Origin of the sequence: Variovorax boronicumulans NBRC 103145 (assembly GCF_001591345.1) — a bacterium.
Lineage (GTDB): Bacteria > Pseudomonadota > Gammaproteobacteria > Burkholderiales > Burkholderiaceae_C > Variovorax > Variovorax boronicumulans.
The window spans coordinates 23,933-39,726 of record NZ_BCUS01000040.1; the positions used below are offsets into that span (position 1 = coordinate 23,933).

General features: G+C 68.5%; 17 protein-coding genes. 4 read left to right on the plus strand and 13 right to left on the minus strand.

Annotated features, from left to right (window positions below; all coding sequences use genetic code 11):
* Window positions 1-23 precede the first annotated feature (23 nt).
* Window positions 24-500 carry a MarR family winged helix-turn-helix transcriptional regulator gene (locus VBO01S_RS13785; RefSeq protein ID WP_062475035.1) on the plus strand — a complete coding sequence of 159 codons (477 nt, stop codon included), beginning with the start codon at window positions 24-26 and terminating at the stop codon, window positions 498-500.
* Here VBO01S_RS13785 and VBO01S_RS13790 read toward each other — a convergent pair.
* The 6 genes from VBO01S_RS13790 to orn form a co-directional block, all read right to left on the minus strand.
* Window positions 497-1,375 carry a quinone oxidoreductase family protein gene (locus tag VBO01S_RS13790; protein ID WP_062475038.1) on the minus strand — a complete coding sequence of 293 codons (879 nt, stop codon included), beginning with the start codon at window positions 1,373-1,375 and terminating at the stop codon, window positions 497-499. The two genes, VBO01S_RS13785 and VBO01S_RS13790, sit on opposite strands and share 4 nt — an antisense overlap.
* Window positions 1,372-2,175 (minus strand): alpha/beta fold hydrolase, encoded by an 804-nt coding sequence (locus tag VBO01S_RS13795; RefSeq protein WP_062475041.1) that lies wholly within the window; start codon window positions 2,173-2,175, stop codon window positions 1,372-1,374. Before VBO01S_RS13795 ends, VBO01S_RS13790 begins: the two co-directional genes overlap by 4 nt.
* Window positions 2,172-3,176 carry a 3-hydroxybutyryl-CoA dehydrogenase gene (locus VBO01S_RS13800; protein WP_062475044.1) on the minus strand — a complete coding sequence of 335 codons (1,005 nt, stop codon included), beginning with the start codon at window positions 3,174-3,176 and terminating at the stop codon, window positions 2,172-2,174. The genes VBO01S_RS13795 and VBO01S_RS13800 overlap by 4 nt, the downstream gene beginning before the upstream one ends.
* Window positions 3,166-4,239 carry an NAD/NADP-dependent octopine/nopaline dehydrogenase family protein gene (locus VBO01S_RS13805; RefSeq protein ID WP_062475048.1) on the minus strand — a complete coding sequence of 358 codons (1,074 nt, stop codon included), beginning with the start codon at window positions 4,237-4,239 and terminating at the stop codon, window positions 3,166-3,168. Before VBO01S_RS13805 ends, VBO01S_RS13800 begins: the two co-directional genes overlap by 11 nt.
* A 216-nt stretch (window positions 4,240-4,455) precedes the next feature.
* Window positions 4,456-6,363 carry a DEAD/DEAH box helicase gene (locus VBO01S_RS13810; RefSeq protein ID WP_062475051.1) on the minus strand — a complete coding sequence of 636 codons (1,908 nt, stop codon included), beginning with the start codon at window positions 6,361-6,363 and terminating at the stop codon, window positions 4,456-4,458.
* 248 nt (window positions 6,364-6,611) lie between these two features.
* A complete protein-coding gene (gene orn, locus VBO01S_RS13815; RefSeq protein ID WP_062475105.1) occupies window positions 6,612-7,208 on the minus strand; it encodes an oligoribonuclease in 597 nt (198 codons plus the stop codon).
* Window positions 7,209-7,270: 62 nt separating this feature from the next.
* Between orn and VBO01S_RS13820 the strand changes: the two genes are divergently transcribed.
* The 3 genes from VBO01S_RS13820 to rsgA are packed head-to-tail and all read left to right on the plus strand — an operon-like array spanning window position 7,271 to window position 9,890.
* Window positions 7,271-8,536, plus strand: coding sequence for a M48 family metallopeptidase (locus tag VBO01S_RS13820; protein WP_062475108.1), 1,266 nt, complete (start codon window positions 7,271-7,273; stop codon window positions 8,534-8,536).
* 31 nt (window positions 8,537-8,567) lie between these two features.
* On the plus strand, window positions 8,568-8,918 hold the full coding sequence (locus tag VBO01S_RS13825; protein WP_062475054.1) for a 4a-hydroxytetrahydrobiopterin dehydratase: 351 nt from the start codon (window positions 8,568-8,570) through the stop codon (window positions 8,916-8,918).
* A gap of 12 nt (window positions 8,919-8,930) precedes the next feature.
* Complete coding sequence (rsgA, locus tag VBO01S_RS13830; RefSeq protein WP_370681011.1) at window positions 8,931-9,890, plus strand: ribosome small subunit-dependent GTPase A; 960 nt, start codon at window positions 8,931-8,933, stop codon at window positions 9,888-9,890.
* A gap of 25 nt (window positions 9,891-9,915) precedes the next feature.
* On the opposite strand, the gene VBO01S_RS13835 is transcribed toward rsgA, so the two are convergent.
* The 7 genes from VBO01S_RS13835 to rimM form a co-directional block, all read right to left on the minus strand.
* Window positions 9,916-10,941 carry a hypothetical protein gene (locus tag VBO01S_RS13835; RefSeq protein ID WP_062475056.1) on the minus strand — a complete coding sequence of 342 codons (1,026 nt, stop codon included), beginning with the start codon at window positions 10,939-10,941 and terminating at the stop codon, window positions 9,916-9,918.
* Window positions 10,942-10,958: 17 nt separating this feature from the next.
* Window positions 10,959-12,044 (minus strand): histidinol-phosphate transaminase, encoded by a 1,086-nt coding sequence (gene hisC / locus VBO01S_RS13840; RefSeq protein WP_062475058.1) that lies wholly within the window; start codon window positions 12,042-12,044, stop codon window positions 10,959-10,961.
* A 4-nt stretch (window positions 12,045-12,048) separates the two neighbouring features.
* Window positions 12,049-13,050, minus strand: coding sequence for a CobD/CbiB family protein (locus VBO01S_RS13845; RefSeq protein WP_062475069.1), 1,002 nt, complete (start codon window positions 13,048-13,050; stop codon window positions 12,049-12,051).
* Between the two features lie 58 nt (window positions 13,051-13,108).
* Window positions 13,109-13,852, minus strand: a complete 744-nt coding sequence (locus tag VBO01S_RS13850; protein WP_174250200.1) for a CoA pyrophosphatase — start codon at window positions 13,850-13,852, stop codon at window positions 13,109-13,111.
* Between the two features lie 127 nt (window positions 13,853-13,979).
* Entirely contained in the window at window positions 13,980-14,363 is a 384-nt protein-coding gene (gene rplS, locus VBO01S_RS13855; protein ID WP_056572437.1) for a 50S ribosomal protein L19, read from the minus strand.
* A gap of 110 nt (window positions 14,364-14,473) precedes the next feature.
* Complete coding sequence (gene trmD / locus VBO01S_RS13860; protein WP_062475075.1) at window positions 14,474-15,220, minus strand: tRNA (guanosine(37)-N1)-methyltransferase TrmD; 747 nt, start codon at window positions 15,218-15,220, stop codon at window positions 14,474-14,476.
* 16 nt (window positions 15,221-15,236) lie between these two features.
* Complete coding sequence (gene rimM, locus VBO01S_RS13865) at window positions 15,237-15,791, minus strand: ribosome maturation factor RimM (protein ID WP_062475078.1); 555 nt, start codon at window positions 15,789-15,791, stop codon at window positions 15,237-15,239.
* Window positions 15,792-15,794 lie beyond the last annotated feature (3 nt).

Below are 15,794 nucleotides of genomic sequence, written 5' to 3' on the forward strand. Positions count from 1 at the left end.
TGCGGCAAACAGGAGGCGCCTTCATGTCTGAACCATCCAAGGAAACGCATCGCTTCGTCGATGACTACCTGCCCGCGCTGCTTGCGCAGGCCAGCCAGCTGATCTCTTCGGAGTTCCACGAGGTGGCGCGGCAGCAGGGTTTTTCGGTGTCGGAGTGGCGCGTGATGGCGTCGCTGGCGGGCAGTGACGCGGTCAGCATCGGCCAGCTCGCGCAAGTGACGGTGACCAAGCAGCCGACGGTGACGCGGCTGCTCGACCGCATGGAAGCGCGCGGCCAGGTCGAACGCCTGCCCCATGAAAGTGATCGCCGCATCACGCTGGTGCGCATCACGCCCGCGGGGCTGAAGGCGGTCGAGCACCTGATGGAACTGGCGCGCGAACACGAGCGCCGCGTGCTCGAACCCTTCGGCCTGCGACGCGCCGAGGAGCTCAAGCAGACGCTGCGGCAGATGATCGACCTGCATGTGCATGTGCCGGTCGAGGTGCCGGACGAAGACTAAGGCACGAGTACCGCGCGGCCGCGATGGCCGCGTTGAGCGATCCAGTCGAGTGCGAGGGCTGCATCGGTGAGCGCGAAGGGCTGCACATCGAGGTGCAGACGGCCGTCGGCCAGGCGCGCAAGCAGCTCTGGAGCGGCTGCGCGGCCTGTGGCCTCGCGCCTGAACATGTTGAGCGGCAGCAGCGCCACGTCGCGCTGCAGGAAATGCGCGATGTCCAGCTGCAGCGTCGGGCCGGCGGTATAGCCGACCAGCACGGCGCGACCGCCGGGGCGCACGGCAGGCAAGGCGGAGGCGAGCACGTCACCGCCGACGGTGTCGATGAGCAGGTCGGCGCTGGCGACTTCAGGCGGTGCGGCCTTTGGATCGACCGGCGTTGCGGTGCAGCCTGCATCGCGTGCCAGCTGCATCACCAGAGAACCCACCGCGCCGCCTGCGCCCGTCACCAACACTTGCTCTCCAGACTGCAATCGGGCGACGTCATGCAAGGCGACCCAGGCCGATGTCGTGGGCGAGAAGAACGCCGCACCGAGTGCCATCGGCACCGCATCGGGCAACACGCCGAGTGCATCGTCGGGCGCATCGATCAGCTCGCACCAGGTGCCGTCGAACAGCGTGCCCAAACCACTGCCACGCAACCACACGCGTTGTCCCTCTGCATATCGCTCGCTCGCGACCACAACGCCCGCAGCCTCCACGCCCGGCGTGTACGGCAGCGGCGGATGCCGCAGGAAGCGGCCTTGCCACACGGTGCGATCGATGTGGCCGACGGTGGCGGCTTGCATGCGCACGAGGGTGCGGCCGGGTCGCGCCACGGGGTCGGCCACGTCTTCGAGCACCGGCACCGCATCGAAGCCATGGATGCGAACGGCCTTCATGGCCGTGTCGCCAGAAAGTCGAGCACCGTGCGCGCGAAGGCCTCGGGCATCTGGTCGGGCAAGGGCACCATGCCGCCGTCGATGTCGACGATGCGCGCCTGCGGCAGGTGATGCTGCAGCTCTGCCGCATGCGGTGCGGCAAACGGGTCGAGCGTGGCGCGCACGATGAGCGTCGGCTGCGTCACGCGGCCGATGCGCTCTTCCATGCGGTACGAGGCCACGGCGCGGTGCCCTTCTTCCACGCGGTGGCCGACCTTCATCGCATCGCGCACGAAGGCCTCGAGCAGGTCGGGCCGCCCCGGCGGATAGAAGGCCTGCCGCTTCTGCCACAGCGCGGCGAGGTGGCTGCCGTCGTCGCTCGGCGCCACTTCGTCGATGGGCGGACGCTGCGCGCGGGCGCGGCGAAACACCTCGTCGGTGTACGGCGTGGACGAGAGCACGAGGCTGCGCACGCGCTCGGGAAACGCCGCGGCCAGCTCGATCGCGATCACGCCGCCGGTGTGGTGCCCCACCACGTCGGCCTGCGCGATGCCGAGCGCGTCGAGCAGCTCGCACGCCACGCGCGCCCACTGCGCGATGCTTGCCGGCACGCCGCCGTCGGCCGAGTCGCCGAAGCCCGCCGTGTCCATGGCGATGACGCGGTAGCCCGCGCCGGCGATCAGCGGCAGCACCTCGCGGTACTCGGCCCAGCTGCGCGGCGACTGGTGCAGCAGCAGCACGGTCGGCGCTTGCGCATCGCCGCACACGGCGTGGTGCACCTGCCCCACCGACAGGTCGGCGAAGGCGCGGCGGATCGTCATGACAGCGTCTCGTCGGCCGGTGCGCGCCACAGGCCCGCGTGCTTGAGTTCGCCGAGCGTGCGCGAGAGCACGTCGCGCCGATAGGCGGCGGTGTCGCGGCCCGCGTAGTCGTAGAAGCCGCTGCCGCTCTTCAGGCCCAGCCGCCCTTCCTCGACCATGCGCCCGACGATGGCCGGCGCGGTGTAGCGGCCCGCATCGAGCGAGGCCGACATCTCGCGGCTCGCGTGATGCAGGATGTCGCAGCCGCCGAAGTCGATGAACTCGACCACGCCGAGCGCCGCGAAGCGCAGCCCCAGGCCGTAGCGCGTGGCCTTGTCGATTTCTTCCGCTGTGGCAGCGCCTTCTTCGATCATGCGGGCCGCCTCGTTCATCACGAGCGCCTGCAGGCGCGGCACGATGTAGCCGGGCGAGGCGCCGCAGACCACGGGCAGCTTGCCGATGGCCTCCATCAATGCCTTGGTGCGTGCGAGCACGCCGGCGTCTGTGCCGGGGTGGCAGCTCAGCTCGACCACGGGGATCACGTAGGCCGGGTTGAGCCAGTGCATGTTCAGGAAGCGCTCGGGCCGGCGCACCAGCGCGGCCAGCTGCGTCACGAGGATGCTGCTGGTGGTCGAGGTGAGGATCGCGTCGTCGCGGCAATGGCGGTTGAGCTGCTCGAAGGCCTCGCGCTTGGCGTCCATGGTTTCGGGCACGCCTTCGAACACCAGCTCGGCGGCGGCCAATGCGCGCGGTGCGTCCGCTGCGTTCACGAAGTCCACGCGCGCGGCGATGCGCTCGACCTGCGAGGCATCGATCACGCCGAGCTGCGCAAGGCCCGAAAGGCTCGCCACGATTTCCGCCTGCGCCTCGTCGCGCAGCCGCTGCCAGGCCTCGGGCGTGCGCGGGCGCAGGTCGATCAGCGCGATGCGGTGGCCCGCATAGGCGAACGCGATGGCGATGCCGCGCCCCATGCGGCCGGCGCCCACGGCGGCGAAGCGCGGCGGCGCGGGCTCATTCGCCATCGTGCAGCCTCTGCTTGAGCTGGGCTGCGCTCAGGCCGGCCAGGCCCAGGCTTTCGAAGGTGCGCGGGCCCTGGCGCAGGTCGCGCCCGAGGAAGCCGCCGACGATGGCCAGCAGGCCGTGCGCGATGGGTGCATCCACGCCCGCATGGCGCGCAGCAGAAGCCAGGAAGGCCAGGCCGAGCTCGGTGTCTTCGGTGATGTAGCGGTGCGTGTGCAGGTCGATGTTCTCGCGCCAGTCGCCCGACTTGACGAGCTGCTTGTGCGCATCGCCGTACATCCACTGGTCGTTGTTGTAGTGGTCGGCCAGCGGATAGTGCGGCGCGCCCAGCCCGAAGGCCTCACGCACGGCCATGCGCTCGCGGTCGAGCCGGTCGGTCACGTCGCGCACGGCGCGCTGCGTGCCTTCGTTGTGGATGTCCCAGCGCTCGAAGTGCTGCAGCGGCGCGGCGTTCATCACCATCAGCGGCGGGTGGATGACGGGGCCGGCGTTCATCAGCGCGCCCGAGAGCGCGTCGCCGCAGCCGTGCACGGCCGGGTAGGCGCGGCGGATCACCTCGATCGCCTGCGCCTCCTTGCGCGCCGGGTAGACGCCGGTGGGCAGGCGGATCGCGCGGATGGTGACGTTGACTTCGCGCTCGCCGTGCTTGCGCGCAAGGTACGGCAAGGTGCCGGTCTCGGCCCAGGCCACGTCGGCGCGGTTGCCGGCGGCCTTCACCACCTGCGCCATCACGTAGCTGCCGAAGGTGCCCGGCGGGAGGAACACGACCTGGCCGTCGACCAGGTGCGGCGCCATGGCCAGCGCGATGTCGTGCTGGGCGATGGCGGGCGTGGGAATGACGATGAGTTCGGCGCCCTTCAGCGCGGCGCCGATGTCGGCGGTGGCCAGCGCGATGGGCACCTCGCGCGCCCCGGCAGCGTCCTTCAGCGTGATCGCGCCGGCCTGCACCACGGGTTCGAGCGCGGCGGCGTCGCGGCGCCACAGGCGCACTTCATGGCCGGTTTCAGACAGGTCCGCGGCAGCCGCATAGGCGCCGTGGCCACCCCCAAGAATCGCAATTTTCATGATCGAAAGTCGAGAACAGGTGTCGATGAACCGGCAGCCGCGAACGGACCGGGGAGAAGCAATGCGCTATTACATTACTTTTCATCGATTCAGGTGTCAACCAACTTCATGGGCGTCGGACTGCTCGGAAACCCGACAACGAAAAAGCCCGCGTTCGTGAGAAGCGCGGGCTTTTGAGGGGGAAGCGGCCCTTTTCAGGGCCGCTTGCGGGGGCGATCAGCGGCTGGGCTTGAACGCGCGCTTTTGCGCGTCGCGGGGCACGAACACCTTGCCCGGGCCACCGTGGCCGGCGCCGTTGCCGCGCGGTGCGAAACCTTCGCGGGGTGCAAAGCCTTCACGGGGTGCGAAACCGCCGTCGCCGCGACCGCCGCCATGGCCGTGGCCGCCGCGCGGGGCGCTGTCGCCCCAACCCGGCTTGCGACCGTAGCCGCCGCCGTTGCCGCCTTCGTCACGGCCGCCGCCGAAGCCGGCGTTCTGGCCGCCCTGGAAGCCGCGCGGGCCTTGGCCCTGGGCCGGGCCGCGCGAATTGCGGTCGTTGAAGCCGCTGGCGCCGGCATAGCCGCCACCGTTGTTGTTGCCGCGGTAGCCACCGCCGCCGCCCGCACCGCCGTTGCCGAACTTGCGATCGCGCGAGAAGTTGTCGCCGCGGCCGCCGCGGTACTCGCCCATCGGGGGACGCGATTGCGGCATGCGCTGTTGCGGCTCGAGGCCGGCCACCACTTCCGCCTTGAACTGCTGGCGGCTGTAGTGCTCGATGTCCATGATCTTGCGGCGATCGCGGAACTCGGCGAACGTGATGGCCAGGCCATCGCGGCCGGCACGGCCGGTGCGGCCGATGCGGTGGGTGTAGTCCTCGGCCTTCATCGGCAGGCCGAAGTTGAAGACGTGGGTGATGGTCGGCACGTCGATGCCGCGGGCGGCAACGTCGGTGGCCACCAGGATCTGCACCTGGCCCTGGCGCAGTGCCATCAGGCGGCGGTTGCGCAGGCCCTGGCTCAGGGCGCCGTGCAGCGCGACAGCGCTGAAGCCTTCTTGCTGCAGGTCGTTGGCGAGGCCGTCGCATTCGACTTGCGTGCTGGCGAACACGATCGCCTGGTTGATGCTGGTGTCGCGCAGCCAGTGGTCGAGCAGCTTGCGCTTGTGCTGGCTGTTGTCGGCCCAGTACAGCGACTGCTTGATGTTGGCGTGCTTTTCCTGCGGGCTGTCGATGGTGATGCGCTGCGGCTCGCGCATGACGCGCTGGGCCAGCTGCTGGATGCGCGGCGCGAAGGTAGCGCTGAACATCATGGTCTGCTGGCGCTCGATGGTGAGCTGGTTGACTTCAGCCAGATCGTCGGCAAAGCCGAGGTCGAGCATGCGGTCGGCTTCGTCGACGACCAGGAACTTGACCTGGTCGAGCTTGAGCTGCTGCGAGCGCTGCAGGTCGAGCAGGCGGCCCGGCGTGGCAACCACGAGGTCGGCGTTCTGCAGCTTGGCGATCTGCAGCTGGTAAGGCATGCCGCCCACCACGTTGGCAACGCGCAGGCCGCGGCAATGGCGAACCAGTTCGATGGCGTCGTGTGCAACCTGCTGCGCGAGTTCGCGCGTCGGGCACAGGATCAGGGCGCCGGGGGTGGCGGCCTTGAAATGACGGGCGTTGGTCGGGTCCTTGCGCTTGGGCTTCTTGAGCGGCGCTTCGCCACGGGCAGCGGCTTCAGCGGCCAGGCGCTGGAACTCGGCCTTGGCTTCGGCTTCGGCTTCGGCCTGGCGCTTGATCAGCGTGTGCAGCACGGGCAGCAGGAAGGCGGCGGTCTTGCCCGAGCCGGTCTGGCTCGAGACCATCAGGTCGACGAAGCGGGCCGAACCGGCTTCGCCCATGGCGATCGGCACGACCTTTTCCTGCACGGTGGTCGGCTGGGTGAAACCCATGTCGGCCACGGCGGCGATCAGTTCGGGGGCAAGGCCCAGCTTGATGAAACCGTTGGGCGCGGCAGGCGCCTCGGCTTCGGCGGCCTCAGGAGCTGCGGCGTCCAGTGCGTCGAGGATCGGAGCCTCGGACACGGTGTCCGCGACAGCGGTGAATTCGTTATGGGTAGCGGATTGCACAGGCGCGAGTTCGCCCTGCGCTTCAAAAGCGTCGGTCATGAATATCAATCTCAAACGCGAGCGCTGCCGTAGGCGGCGCCCCGTTGGTGGTTAAAAACATCAACCATCCAACGACATTCAACTTCCGGCTTTCGTCGGAGGCTGCGGCCCTTTTTGATCAGCGGATGCGATCGGGCGCGGTGTGCAAGATAGGGAGATGCGAGAGACGCTGATCTGTGTCCAAAGACGCGTTCAAATCAGCGAAGCCTGCGATTATGGCACGGCTTCGGGTTTTTACCTAATTGTTGTCAATCCACCAAGCGCAGGAAGGTTTCCCGGTAGTGCGCCAGCTCCTCGATGGACTCGTGCACGTCGGCCAGCGCGGTGTGCGCCTGCTGCTTCTTGAAGGCGGTGTAGGCCGCCGGCTTCCAGCGCTTGGCCAGTTCCTTGAGGGTGCTGACGTCGAGGTTGCGGTAGTGGAAGTACGCCTCGAGCTTGGGCATGAACTTGACCAGGAAGCGCCGGTCCTGACCGATGGTGTTGCCGCACATGGGCGAGCCGCTCTTGGGGATGTACTTGGCGATGAATTCGAGCAATTGCTGCTCGGCCGCGGCTTCGTCCAGCGTGGAGGCTTTCACCTTGTCGATCAGGCCGCTGCGGCCGTGGGTGCCCTTGTTCCAGGCGTCCATGGCGTCGAGCACGGCGTCGCTCTGGTGAATGACGAGCACGGGGCCGTCGATGCGGGGCGTGAGGTCGGGGCCGGTGACGACCACGGCGATCTCGAGCAGGCGCTCTTTCTCGGGGTCGAGGCCGCTCATTTCGCAGTCGAGCCAGACCAGGTTCTGGTCGCTTTTCTTCAGGGTGGGGGCGGCTGCGGGGGGCGTCGGGTCAAGGGATTCGGGCATCGCAGGATTGTCGTCGAAGGCCTGCACCCCCATGGGCCGCGGACTAAACTCGCCGCTTCATGATGTCTTATTCGCTCATCTTCACCCTTGCCTTCGCGGCGGCGCTCGTGGCGGGCCTGCTCGTGAAGTTCTGGCTGGCCACCCGCCAGGTGCGCCACGTGGCGCGTCACCGCGGCGCCGTGCCGGCCGCCTTCGCCAGCACGATCACGCTGGCCGCCCACCAGAAGGCGGCCGACTACACCATCGCCAAGGCGCGCTTCGGGCTCGTCGAGATGGCCTGGGGCGCCGCCCTGCTGCTGGGCTGGACGCTGCTCGGCGGGCTCGACCTGCTGAACAAGCTGCTGCTGGTGTGGCTGGGCGGCGGCATGGTGCAGCAACTGGCGCTGCTGGCGGCCTTTGCCGTCATCGGCGGCCTGCTGGAGCTGCCGTTCACGCTGTGGCAGACCTTCCGGCTCGAGGAGCGCTTCGGCTTCAACAAGATGACCTGGAAGCTCTGGCTCACCGACACCGTCAAGTCGACGCTGCTCGGCGCGCTGATCGGGCTGCCGATCGCGGCGCTCATCCTGTGGCTCATGGGCGCGGCCGGCACGCTCTGGTGGCTCTGGGCCTGGGGCGCGTGGATGGGCTTCAACCTGCTGCTGATGCTGATCTACCCGACCTTCATCGCGCCGCTGTTCAACAAGTTCAAGCCGCTGGACGACCCGACGCTCAAGGCGCGCGTCACGGCGCTCATGAAGCGCTGCGGCTTCGCGGCCAAGGGCCTGTTCGTGATGGACGGCAGCACGCGCAGCGCGCACGCCAATGCTTACTTCACCGGCTTCGGCGCCAGCAAGCGCGTGGTGTTCTACGACACGCTGCTGCGCCAGCTCAACGCCGGCGAAGTCGAGGCCGTGCTCGCACACGAACTCGGCCATTTCAAGCACCGCCACATCGTGAAGCGGCTCATCGCGATGTTCGCGTTGAGCCTGGCCGGTTTCGCGTTGCTTGGCTGGGTGTCGACGCAGGTCTGGTTCTATGCCGGCCTGGGCGTGCAGCCCAACCTGTCGCCGGCCGCGCCCAACAACGCGCTGGCGCTGCTGCTGTTCATGCTGGCCGTGCCGGTGTTCAGTTTCTTCGTCGCCCCGCTGCCGGCGCGCCTGTCGCGCAAGCACGAGTTCGAGGCCGACGCCTACGCCGTGGCGCAGACCAGCGGCGCCGACCTGTCGGCCGCCCTGCTCAAGCTCTACCAGGACAACGCTTCGACGCTCACGCCTGACCCGGTGTTCGTCAAGTTCTACTACTCCCACCCGCCCGCCTCCGAGCGCCTTGCGCGCATGGCCGCGGCGTGACCCTCGACCCACCTTTTCAGCGAAGCCCCTCATGAGCAGCATGTTCAAACCCAAGGACTGGAAAAACCTCCCGGCCCGCAAGGCCCTGAGCGCCACCGAGATCGTCTCGGGCCTGGCCCAGCTCGACGGCTGGAAGCTCACCGGCGACGGCGCCGATGTCGCGATCGAGAAGACCTTCACCTTCGCGAACTACTTCGAGACCATCGCCTTCGTGAATGCACTGGCCATGGTGGCCCACACGCAGGACCACCACCCCGACCTGTCGGTGCACTACAACCGCTGCGTGGTGCGCTTCAACACGCACGACGTGAATGGTCTGTCGATCACCGATTTCGATTGCGCTCGGCAGGCCGACGCACTGGTTGCGAGCCCCGCCGCATGAGGACACGCGCCTGTGGCTAAGCCGGGCCGCGCCGCCTTCATCCCCGCTGCGCACAACACGGGGAAGGCGCACCACGACGGCCTCGTCGTCGCCAGCCACGGGCGTCACTGCCTCGTCGAAACGCCCACGGGCGAACGGCTGATCTGCCACCCGCGCGGCAAGAAGAGCCAGGCCGTGGTCGGCGACCGTGTGCGCTGGCAGGCCACCGAAGACGAAGGCACCATCGAAGAGGTGCTGCCGCGGCGCAACCTCTTCTACCGGCAGGACGAGATCCGCACCAAGTCGTTCGCGGCCAACCTCGACCATGTGCTGATCCTGATCGCGGCCGAGCCGGAGTTCTCCGAACACCAGTTGGCGCGTGCATTGATCGCGGCCGAGGCCCAACGCATCACGCCCATCATCGCGCTCAACAAGAGCGACCTCGTCGAGCCCTTTGCGCGCGCCTGGGCCAAGCTGGCGCCCTACCGCCGCATGCACCACGGCGTGCTGCCGCTGTCGCTCAAGGCTTCCGGCGAAGCGGACTACGCCTCGCTGATGAAACTGCTGGAGGGCAAGTCGACCCTGGTGCTCGGCCCGTCGGGCTCGGGCAAGAGCACGCTCACCAACTTGCTGGTGCCCGGCGCGAGCGTGCTGACACAAGAGATTTCGCAAGCCCTCAACTCGGGCAAGCACACGACCACCAGCACCACCTGGTACTGGATCGACGAGGCCCGCACCACCGGCCTCATCGACTCGCCGGGCTTCCAGGAATTCGGCCTGAACCACATCGAGCCGATGCAGCTCGCCGGCCTCATGCCCGACATCGCCGAGCACACGGGCGACTGCAAGTTCTACAACTGCACCCACCTGCACGAACCCGGCTGCGGTGTGATCTCGAACGTCGAAACCGCGACACAACCCGGACCGATCAGCGCCTCGCGCTACAAGATCTACGGCGAGCTGTTCGCCGAGCTGAGCCAGACGCGCTACTGATGCAGCACCGAGGGGCTGGTCGCGCTCAGGCCAGCCAGGTGCGGTACGACTTCCAGGTCGGGTCGAAGGCCAGGGCCAGCGTCACCGGCAACTCCAGCGCTTCCTGAACCGATTGCGCGTGCGCAATGGCCGCCTGCGGATCGGCCACATGGAAGTGCACCGTGCGGACGCCCGCCTCCAGCACGATGTGCGTGCAGCAGCCTTCGCCGTGCGTCTGCAGCAGCGCGGTCAGCCGGTCTTCGTAGACACGGGCCTCGTCCAGTTCTTCGCCCGATTCGACGGGAACGGCGGCCGAGAGCCGATGCCCCAGGTCGGCACGCCCGAGCAGCGCAGTCGCGGCGTCGTTTCGCATCACGACCGCCTCGACCTCACTGCCGTCCTCGGCGGTGCGCGTGGCCGTCAGGCCGGACCAGCCATGCTCGCCTGCGGGAAACACGCCGGTGTGGCCCAGATCCTCGCGCCAGCATGCGTCGAACAGAGGCACGAAGCCGTCGAGCGGCACGCCATCGAAATCCGCTTGCGCATCCGCCTCGACGTGATCGACCGGCCCGACCTTCACCGCGAAGTCGTACTCGCCCAGGATGTGGTCGAGCATGATCAGGCTCATGTGGCGCGCGTGGTCCTGCATGTCCATCGGAATGGGCTTGGCAAAGCCGATCTCCAGCGCCACCCGCCCCCTGTAGGGCTCGTGCTTCACGAGAACGTCCGAGCAGGCCAGTTCGAAGTCGTTCATGCGCATGCTGAAACCTTCGCGCATGCGCTGCCGGAAGGCCTCCACCTCGACCTGCGGCAATGCGGGCGCGCTGTGCACCAGCGCCATGAGGTCCTCGAAATCGTCTTCGGCGCCGTGCGCCGTCAGCACGAGCGTGAAAGCCGGCGGATCGCCCAGCACTTCGGCGGCCAGGTTCGGAAAGAAGGGCTGCAGCAGCGCGTTCAGCGCCTCTACCAGCGCGTGGCCCGACAAGGCATGCAGACTCTCGAGCCTGTCGCTCAAGGCTTGCCAGAACGATGTGCAGGCAACGGCGCGCGGATCGGCGTGAAGGGTCGACATGGGCTTGCCTCGGGGTGTCAGGCCAGGATGTCCTGCAGGCACTGCACGAGCGCACTGCACTGGTCCCGCGTGCCGATGCTGATGCGCAGGTACTGCGCGATGCGCGGCTGCTTGAAATGCCGCACCAGCACCGCGCGCTCGCGCAACAGGGCGGCCAGCTCGGCCGCATCGCGCTGCGGGTGGCGCGCGAACACGAAGTTGGCCTGCGACGGCAGCACCTCGAAGCCCAGGTCCTCGAGCTGCAGCGCCAGGCCTTCGCGCGTGTCGACGACCTGGTCGCGCGTCTTGCGGAACCACGCCTCGTCGTCGAGCGAGGCCACGGCGCCGGCGGACGCCAGACGGTCGATGGGGTACGAATTGAAGCTGTCCTTGACCCGCACGAGCGCATCAATCAGGTGCGCCTGCCCGCAGGCGAAACCGACACGCAGGCCGGCCAGCGAGCGTGACTTGGACAGGGTCTGCACCACGAGCAGGTTCGGATACCGACTGATCAGCGACAGCGCGCTCTCGCCGCCGAAGTCGACATACGCCTCGTCGACCAGCACCACGCGATCGGGACACGCAGCAAGAAGCTGCTCGATGCGCGCCAGCGGTTGGCCAATGCCGGTCGGCGCGTTCGGGTTGGCGATGACGATGCCGCCGCAGCCCTGCCGTGCGCGCGCCGCGAACGCATCGATGTCGATGCGCAGGCCGTCATCGACCGGCAGCTGCTCGCAGGCGATGCCGTAGAGCTGGGCATAGACCTTGTAGAAGCTGTAGCTCACGTCAGGCATCAGCAGCGGTTGCGCCTGCTGGAAGAAGGCGAAGAACGCGTGCGCGAGCACTTCGTCCGAGCCGTTGCCCGCGAACACTTCGCCCACCTGCAGGCCGTGGCGGCGCGCCACGGCTTCGCGCAGCGCGAGCGACGTGGGGTCGGGGTAGCGCTCCAGGCCGTCGGCGGCCGCGCGCTGGATCGCCGCAATGGCGTCCGGCGACGGCGGGTACGGGTTCTCGTTGGTGTTGAGCTTGACGAGGTTGGCGATGCGCGGCTGCTCGCCGGGCACGTAGGGCTCGAGCGCGCCGATGCGCGGGCTCCAGAAGGCCGGTGCGGACGGGGTGGTCATGGGGTCAGCCGAGCAAGCGCGCGAGCGTGAGCAAGGCCAGCAGCACCATCCACATCACGACCGAGCGCCAGACCAGGCCGACCACGCTGCGCAGGTGGCCGGGCTCGGGCTCGCGCCCCGGCGTGCTGCCACTGTCCAGGCGCCGCCCGACGCTCGGCGACTCGCCGGCCTGCGCGCGCGGCAGCGGATCGGCCACCGGGATCGGGCTCAGCGAGCCGCCGCCCAGGCGCACGTTCACCGCGCCGGACGTGGCTGCGAGGATCACGCCGTCGTTCTCGTTGGGGAAGCGCCGCGCATCGTTGCGCCAGCAGTCGATGGCCTCTTCGAAGCTGCCGACCACGGCGAAGCCGAGCGCGGTGATGCGCGCGGGCAGCCAATCGACGGCATGCCAGGCGCGCTCGGCCGCGTCCTGCACCGCCACGCTCGAAGGCTGCACCGGCGCGCCGTTCTTGTGGGCCCAGTAGCGCGCGACGAACTCGCTCATGCGATAGAACACCGCGCCCGCCGGCCCCAGGCCGAGAGCTGCGAGCACCGAGAACCAGGCCAGCACGCCGAAGACATGGCGGTGCGCCGCAATGACCGAATGCTCGATCACATGGCGCACGATTTCGCTGCGCGGCAGCTCGGCGGCATCGACGCCCTGCCAGTGCGCCAGCAGCGAGCGCGCGAGCGGCTCGTCGCCCTCGTCGAGCGCATCGCGGATGTCGGTGAAGTGATGGCTGAACTGGCGAAAGCCCAGCGTCATGTAGAGCACCGCGACGCTCCACAGCACGGCGAACGGCAGGCCCAGTGTGAGCACCAGCAGCCAGTGCACGCCCAGCGACAGCAGCGTGGGCACGAACACCGCGAGCCCCCAGGCGATCCATCCGTGGTGCGGCTTGCCCGCATCGAAGTTGCGGCTGGTCCAGCGCGTCCACGCCAGGACGCCGCCGTACACGGGGTTGTGCGGGCCCAGCGGCCGCACCTGCTCGATCAGCAACGCGCACAGGATGGCAAAGAAGCTCATCCTTCGATGATAGCGAGAGCACCTGAAGGTTTTGGCCCCAGGTGGCGCCCGATCCGGCTCAGGCGGCGAGGAAGCGGTAGAGGTTGCGCAGCATGCCCGCGGTGGCGCCCCAGACGAAGCGCTCGTGCGGCCCGTCGACGTACGGCATCGAGTACCACTCGCGCCGGACCCCATCGGTGGCGCTGACCGCGTGGCGGCGGTGGTTGGCCGGGTCCATCAGCCAGGCCAGCGGCACCTCGAAGGCCTCGGCCACCTCGAATGGATTGATGTCCAGCACGAAGTCGGGCTGCACCAGCGCGACCACCGGGGTCACGACGAACGAAGTGACGGTCGTGTAGGTCGGCAAGGTGCCGAGCACCTCGATGAACTGCGCCGACAGGCCCACCTCTTCCCAGGCTTCGCGCAGCGCGGCGGCCTGGATGTTGGCGTCCTCGGGGTCGACGCGCCCGCCGGGAAAGGCCACCTGCCCCGAATGGGTCGACAGGTGCGTGGTGCGCTCGGTGAGCAGCACGGTCGCGCCTTGCGGGCGCTGCACGATCGGCACCAGCACGGCGGCCTGGGCCGGCACCCGGTCGGTCATGCGGGGCTCGCGGCGCAGTTCGGGCGTCCACACGGGCGGCGAGGCAAAGCGCGCGCGCAGGGCCGTTGCTGTCAGCTGCGCCGGGGCCACCGCCGGCAGACCGTCGCTTCCGTCCACGAAAGGCGCCTGGCGCGGGTCGATCTGCAGCAACGCGGGCGGCACCACGGCATTGACGGGTTCGACGACGGCGGAGGACGTGGGGGCGGAAGTGGAGGAGGTCAAGAGAGGATGCGGCCTGTGGCGGGATGAAAGGAGTAGAGCGTAAAAATGGAAAACTGTCTTGAAGCGCAGCGCCAACGCAAAAAGCCGCCAGAGCGGCGGCTTTTTGAGCAGAAAGGACGGCGGCTGATTAAGCGGCCGACGCAGCCTTCTGCGACTTGCCCGGCAGCTTTTCCTTGATACGTGCCGAACGACCGCTGCGCTCACGCAGGTAGTACAGCTTGGCACGGCGCACGTCGCCGCGGCGCTTGACTTCGATGCCGGCGATCAGCGGGCTGTAGGTCTGGAACGTACGCTCCACGCCTTCGCCGCTGGAGATCTTGCGCACGGTGAAGCCGCTGTTGAGGCCACGGTTGCGCTTGGCGATCACGACGCCTTCGTAGGCCTGCACGCGCTTGCGGCTGCCTTCGACGACGTTCACGCTGACGATGACCGTGTCACCGGGCATGAAATCGGGGATGGTCTTGCCGAGACGGGAAATTTCTTCCTGCTCGAGGGTCTGGATGAGGTTCATGATTTCCTGGATATCGATCGTTTCGGGCTGCACTAAAGGCGCCGTGGGCTTTGGCGGAAGAACCGCCAGAAAACCGGGCGCGGCCGGACAGAGGATCGGGGAACCGCGGATTATAGCTTTTTTTTCAGCGCGGCCTCATCGGCCTTGTTGAGCTTGCCTGCCGCCCGTGCGGCATCGATCAGCTCGGGGCGCCGCGCGGCCGTGATGGCCAGGCGCTGGTCGCGCCGCCAGCGCTCGATCTGCGCATGGTGGCCCGAGAGCAGCGGCGCCGGAACACCCTGCCCGTTCCACTGCTCGGGCCGGGTGTAGTGCGGGCAGTCGAGCAGACCGTCGAGCGCCGGGTTGAAGCTGTCCTGCACATGGCTGGCCTCGTCGCCCAGCACGCCGGGCTGTAGGCGGGCCACGGCGTCGAGCAGCGCCATCGCCGCAATCTCGCCGCCCGACAGCACGAAGTCGCCGAGGCTGACCTGGTGCGTGACGCGCGCGTCGATGAAGCGCTGGTCGATGCCTTCGTAGCGTCCGCAGACCAGCACCGCACCCTCGCTCGCCGACCAGTGCTCGACGGCCTCGTGGCGCAGCGCCTCGCCGATGGGAGAGAACAGCACCACCGGCGCCGGTGCGCCACGGGCCGCCAGCGCGGCATCGAGGCAGGCCACCAGGGGCTCGGCCATCATCACCATGCCGGGCCCGCCGCCGAACGGCCGGTCGTCCACGCGCTTGTAGTTGCCCTGGGCGAAATCGCGCGGATTCCACAGCACGACCTCGACCTGCTTCGATTCGTAGGCGCGGCGCGTCACGCCGCTGGCCATGAAGGGCGCGAACAGTTCGGGAAAGAGCGTGAGGACGTCGAAGCGCATGCGCGCGCGGCCCGGGTCAGAAATCGGGTTGCCAGTCGACCGTGATGAGGCGGCCGGGCAGGTCGACCTTGTCGACGAAGACCGAGACGAACGGCACCATGCGCTCGATGGTCTTGCCGTCTTCTTCGGCCGTCAGCACCAGCGTGGTCTGCGGGCCGGTGGCCAGCAGTTCGCGCACCGTGCCGAGCACGACGCCTTCGCGGTTGACGACCGACAGGCCGATCAGGTCGACCCAGTAGTACTCGTCGTCGCCGGCGGTCGGGAAGCTCGAGCGCGGCACGAACACGCGCGCGCCGCGCAGGGCCTCGGCCGCATTGCGGTCAGGCACATCCTCGGACGAGGCGACGATGCAGTCGGAATGTTCTTTGGCTTCGCGGACCGCGAGCCGGAAAGCGGCGGGCGTGGAGGCTCCGGGAGCCTGCAGGAACCAGCGCTTGGAAGAAAAAAGCGCCTCGGGCTGGGCGCTGTGGGGCAGGACCTTGAACCAGCCCTTGATGCCCCAGGCATCGGCGATGCGTCCGACCTCGATCGCATCCGCCGGCAGTTCGGCGGCTTCGAGTGTGGGCAGCATCGC

What these genes read in the sequence shown, in the direction of transcription:
- trmD (WP_062475075.1), bottom strand. Translation starts at nt 15,220, where the DNA reads ATGCGCTTCGACGTCCTCACGCTCTTTCCCGAACTGTTCGCGCCCTTC.
- VBO01S_RS13835 (WP_062475056.1), bottom strand. Translation starts at nt 10,941, where the DNA reads ATGTCGACCCTTCACGCCGATCCGCGCGCCGTTGCCTGCACATCGTTC.
- VBO01S_RS13805 (WP_062475048.1), bottom strand. Translation starts at nt 4,239, where the DNA reads ATGAAAATTGCGATTCTTGGGGGTGGCCACGGCGCCTATGCGGCTGCC.
- VBO01S_RS13845 (WP_062475069.1), bottom strand. Translation starts at nt 13,050, where the DNA reads ATGAGCTTCTTTGCCATCCTGTGCGCGTTGCTGATCGAGCAGGTGCGG.
- VBO01S_RS13785 (WP_062475035.1), top strand. Translation starts at nt 24, where the DNA reads ATGTCTGAACCATCCAAGGAAACGCATCGCTTCGTCGATGACTACCTG.
- VBO01S_RS13825 (WP_062475054.1), top strand. Translation starts at nt 8,568, where the DNA reads ATGAGCAGCATGTTCAAACCCAAGGACTGGAAAAACCTCCCGGCCCGC.
- VBO01S_RS13810 (WP_062475051.1), bottom strand. Translation starts at nt 6,363, where the DNA reads ATGACCGACGCTTTTGAAGCGCAGGGCGAACTCGCGCCTGTGCAATCC.
- orn (WP_062475105.1), bottom strand. Translation starts at nt 7,208, where the DNA reads ATGCCCGAATCCCTTGACCCGACGCCCCCCGCAGCCGCCCCCACCCTG.
- VBO01S_RS13795 (WP_062475041.1), bottom strand. Translation starts at nt 2,175, where the DNA reads ATGACGATCCGCCGCGCCTTCGCCGACCTGTCGGTGGGGCAGGTGCAC.
- VBO01S_RS13790 (WP_062475038.1), bottom strand. Translation starts at nt 1,375, where the DNA reads ATGAAGGCCGTTCGCATCCATGGCTTCGATGCGGTGCCGGTGCTCGAA.
- VBO01S_RS13800 (WP_062475044.1), bottom strand. Translation starts at nt 3,176, where the DNA reads ATGGCGAATGAGCCCGCGCCGCCGCGCTTCGCCGCCGTGGGCGCCGGC.
- rplS (WP_056572437.1), bottom strand. Translation starts at nt 14,363, where the DNA reads ATGAACCTCATCCAGACCCTCGAGCAGGAAGAAATTTCCCGTCTCGGC.
- rimM (WP_062475078.1), bottom strand. Translation starts at nt 15,791, where the DNA reads ATGCTGCCCACACTCGAAGCCGCCGAACTGCCGGCGGATGCGATCGAG.
- VBO01S_RS13820 (WP_062475108.1), top strand. Translation starts at nt 7,271, where the DNA reads ATGTCTTATTCGCTCATCTTCACCCTTGCCTTCGCGGCGGCGCTCGTG.
- hisC (WP_062475058.1), bottom strand. Translation starts at nt 12,044, where the DNA reads ATGACCACCCCGTCCGCACCGGCCTTCTGGAGCCCGCGCATCGGCGCG.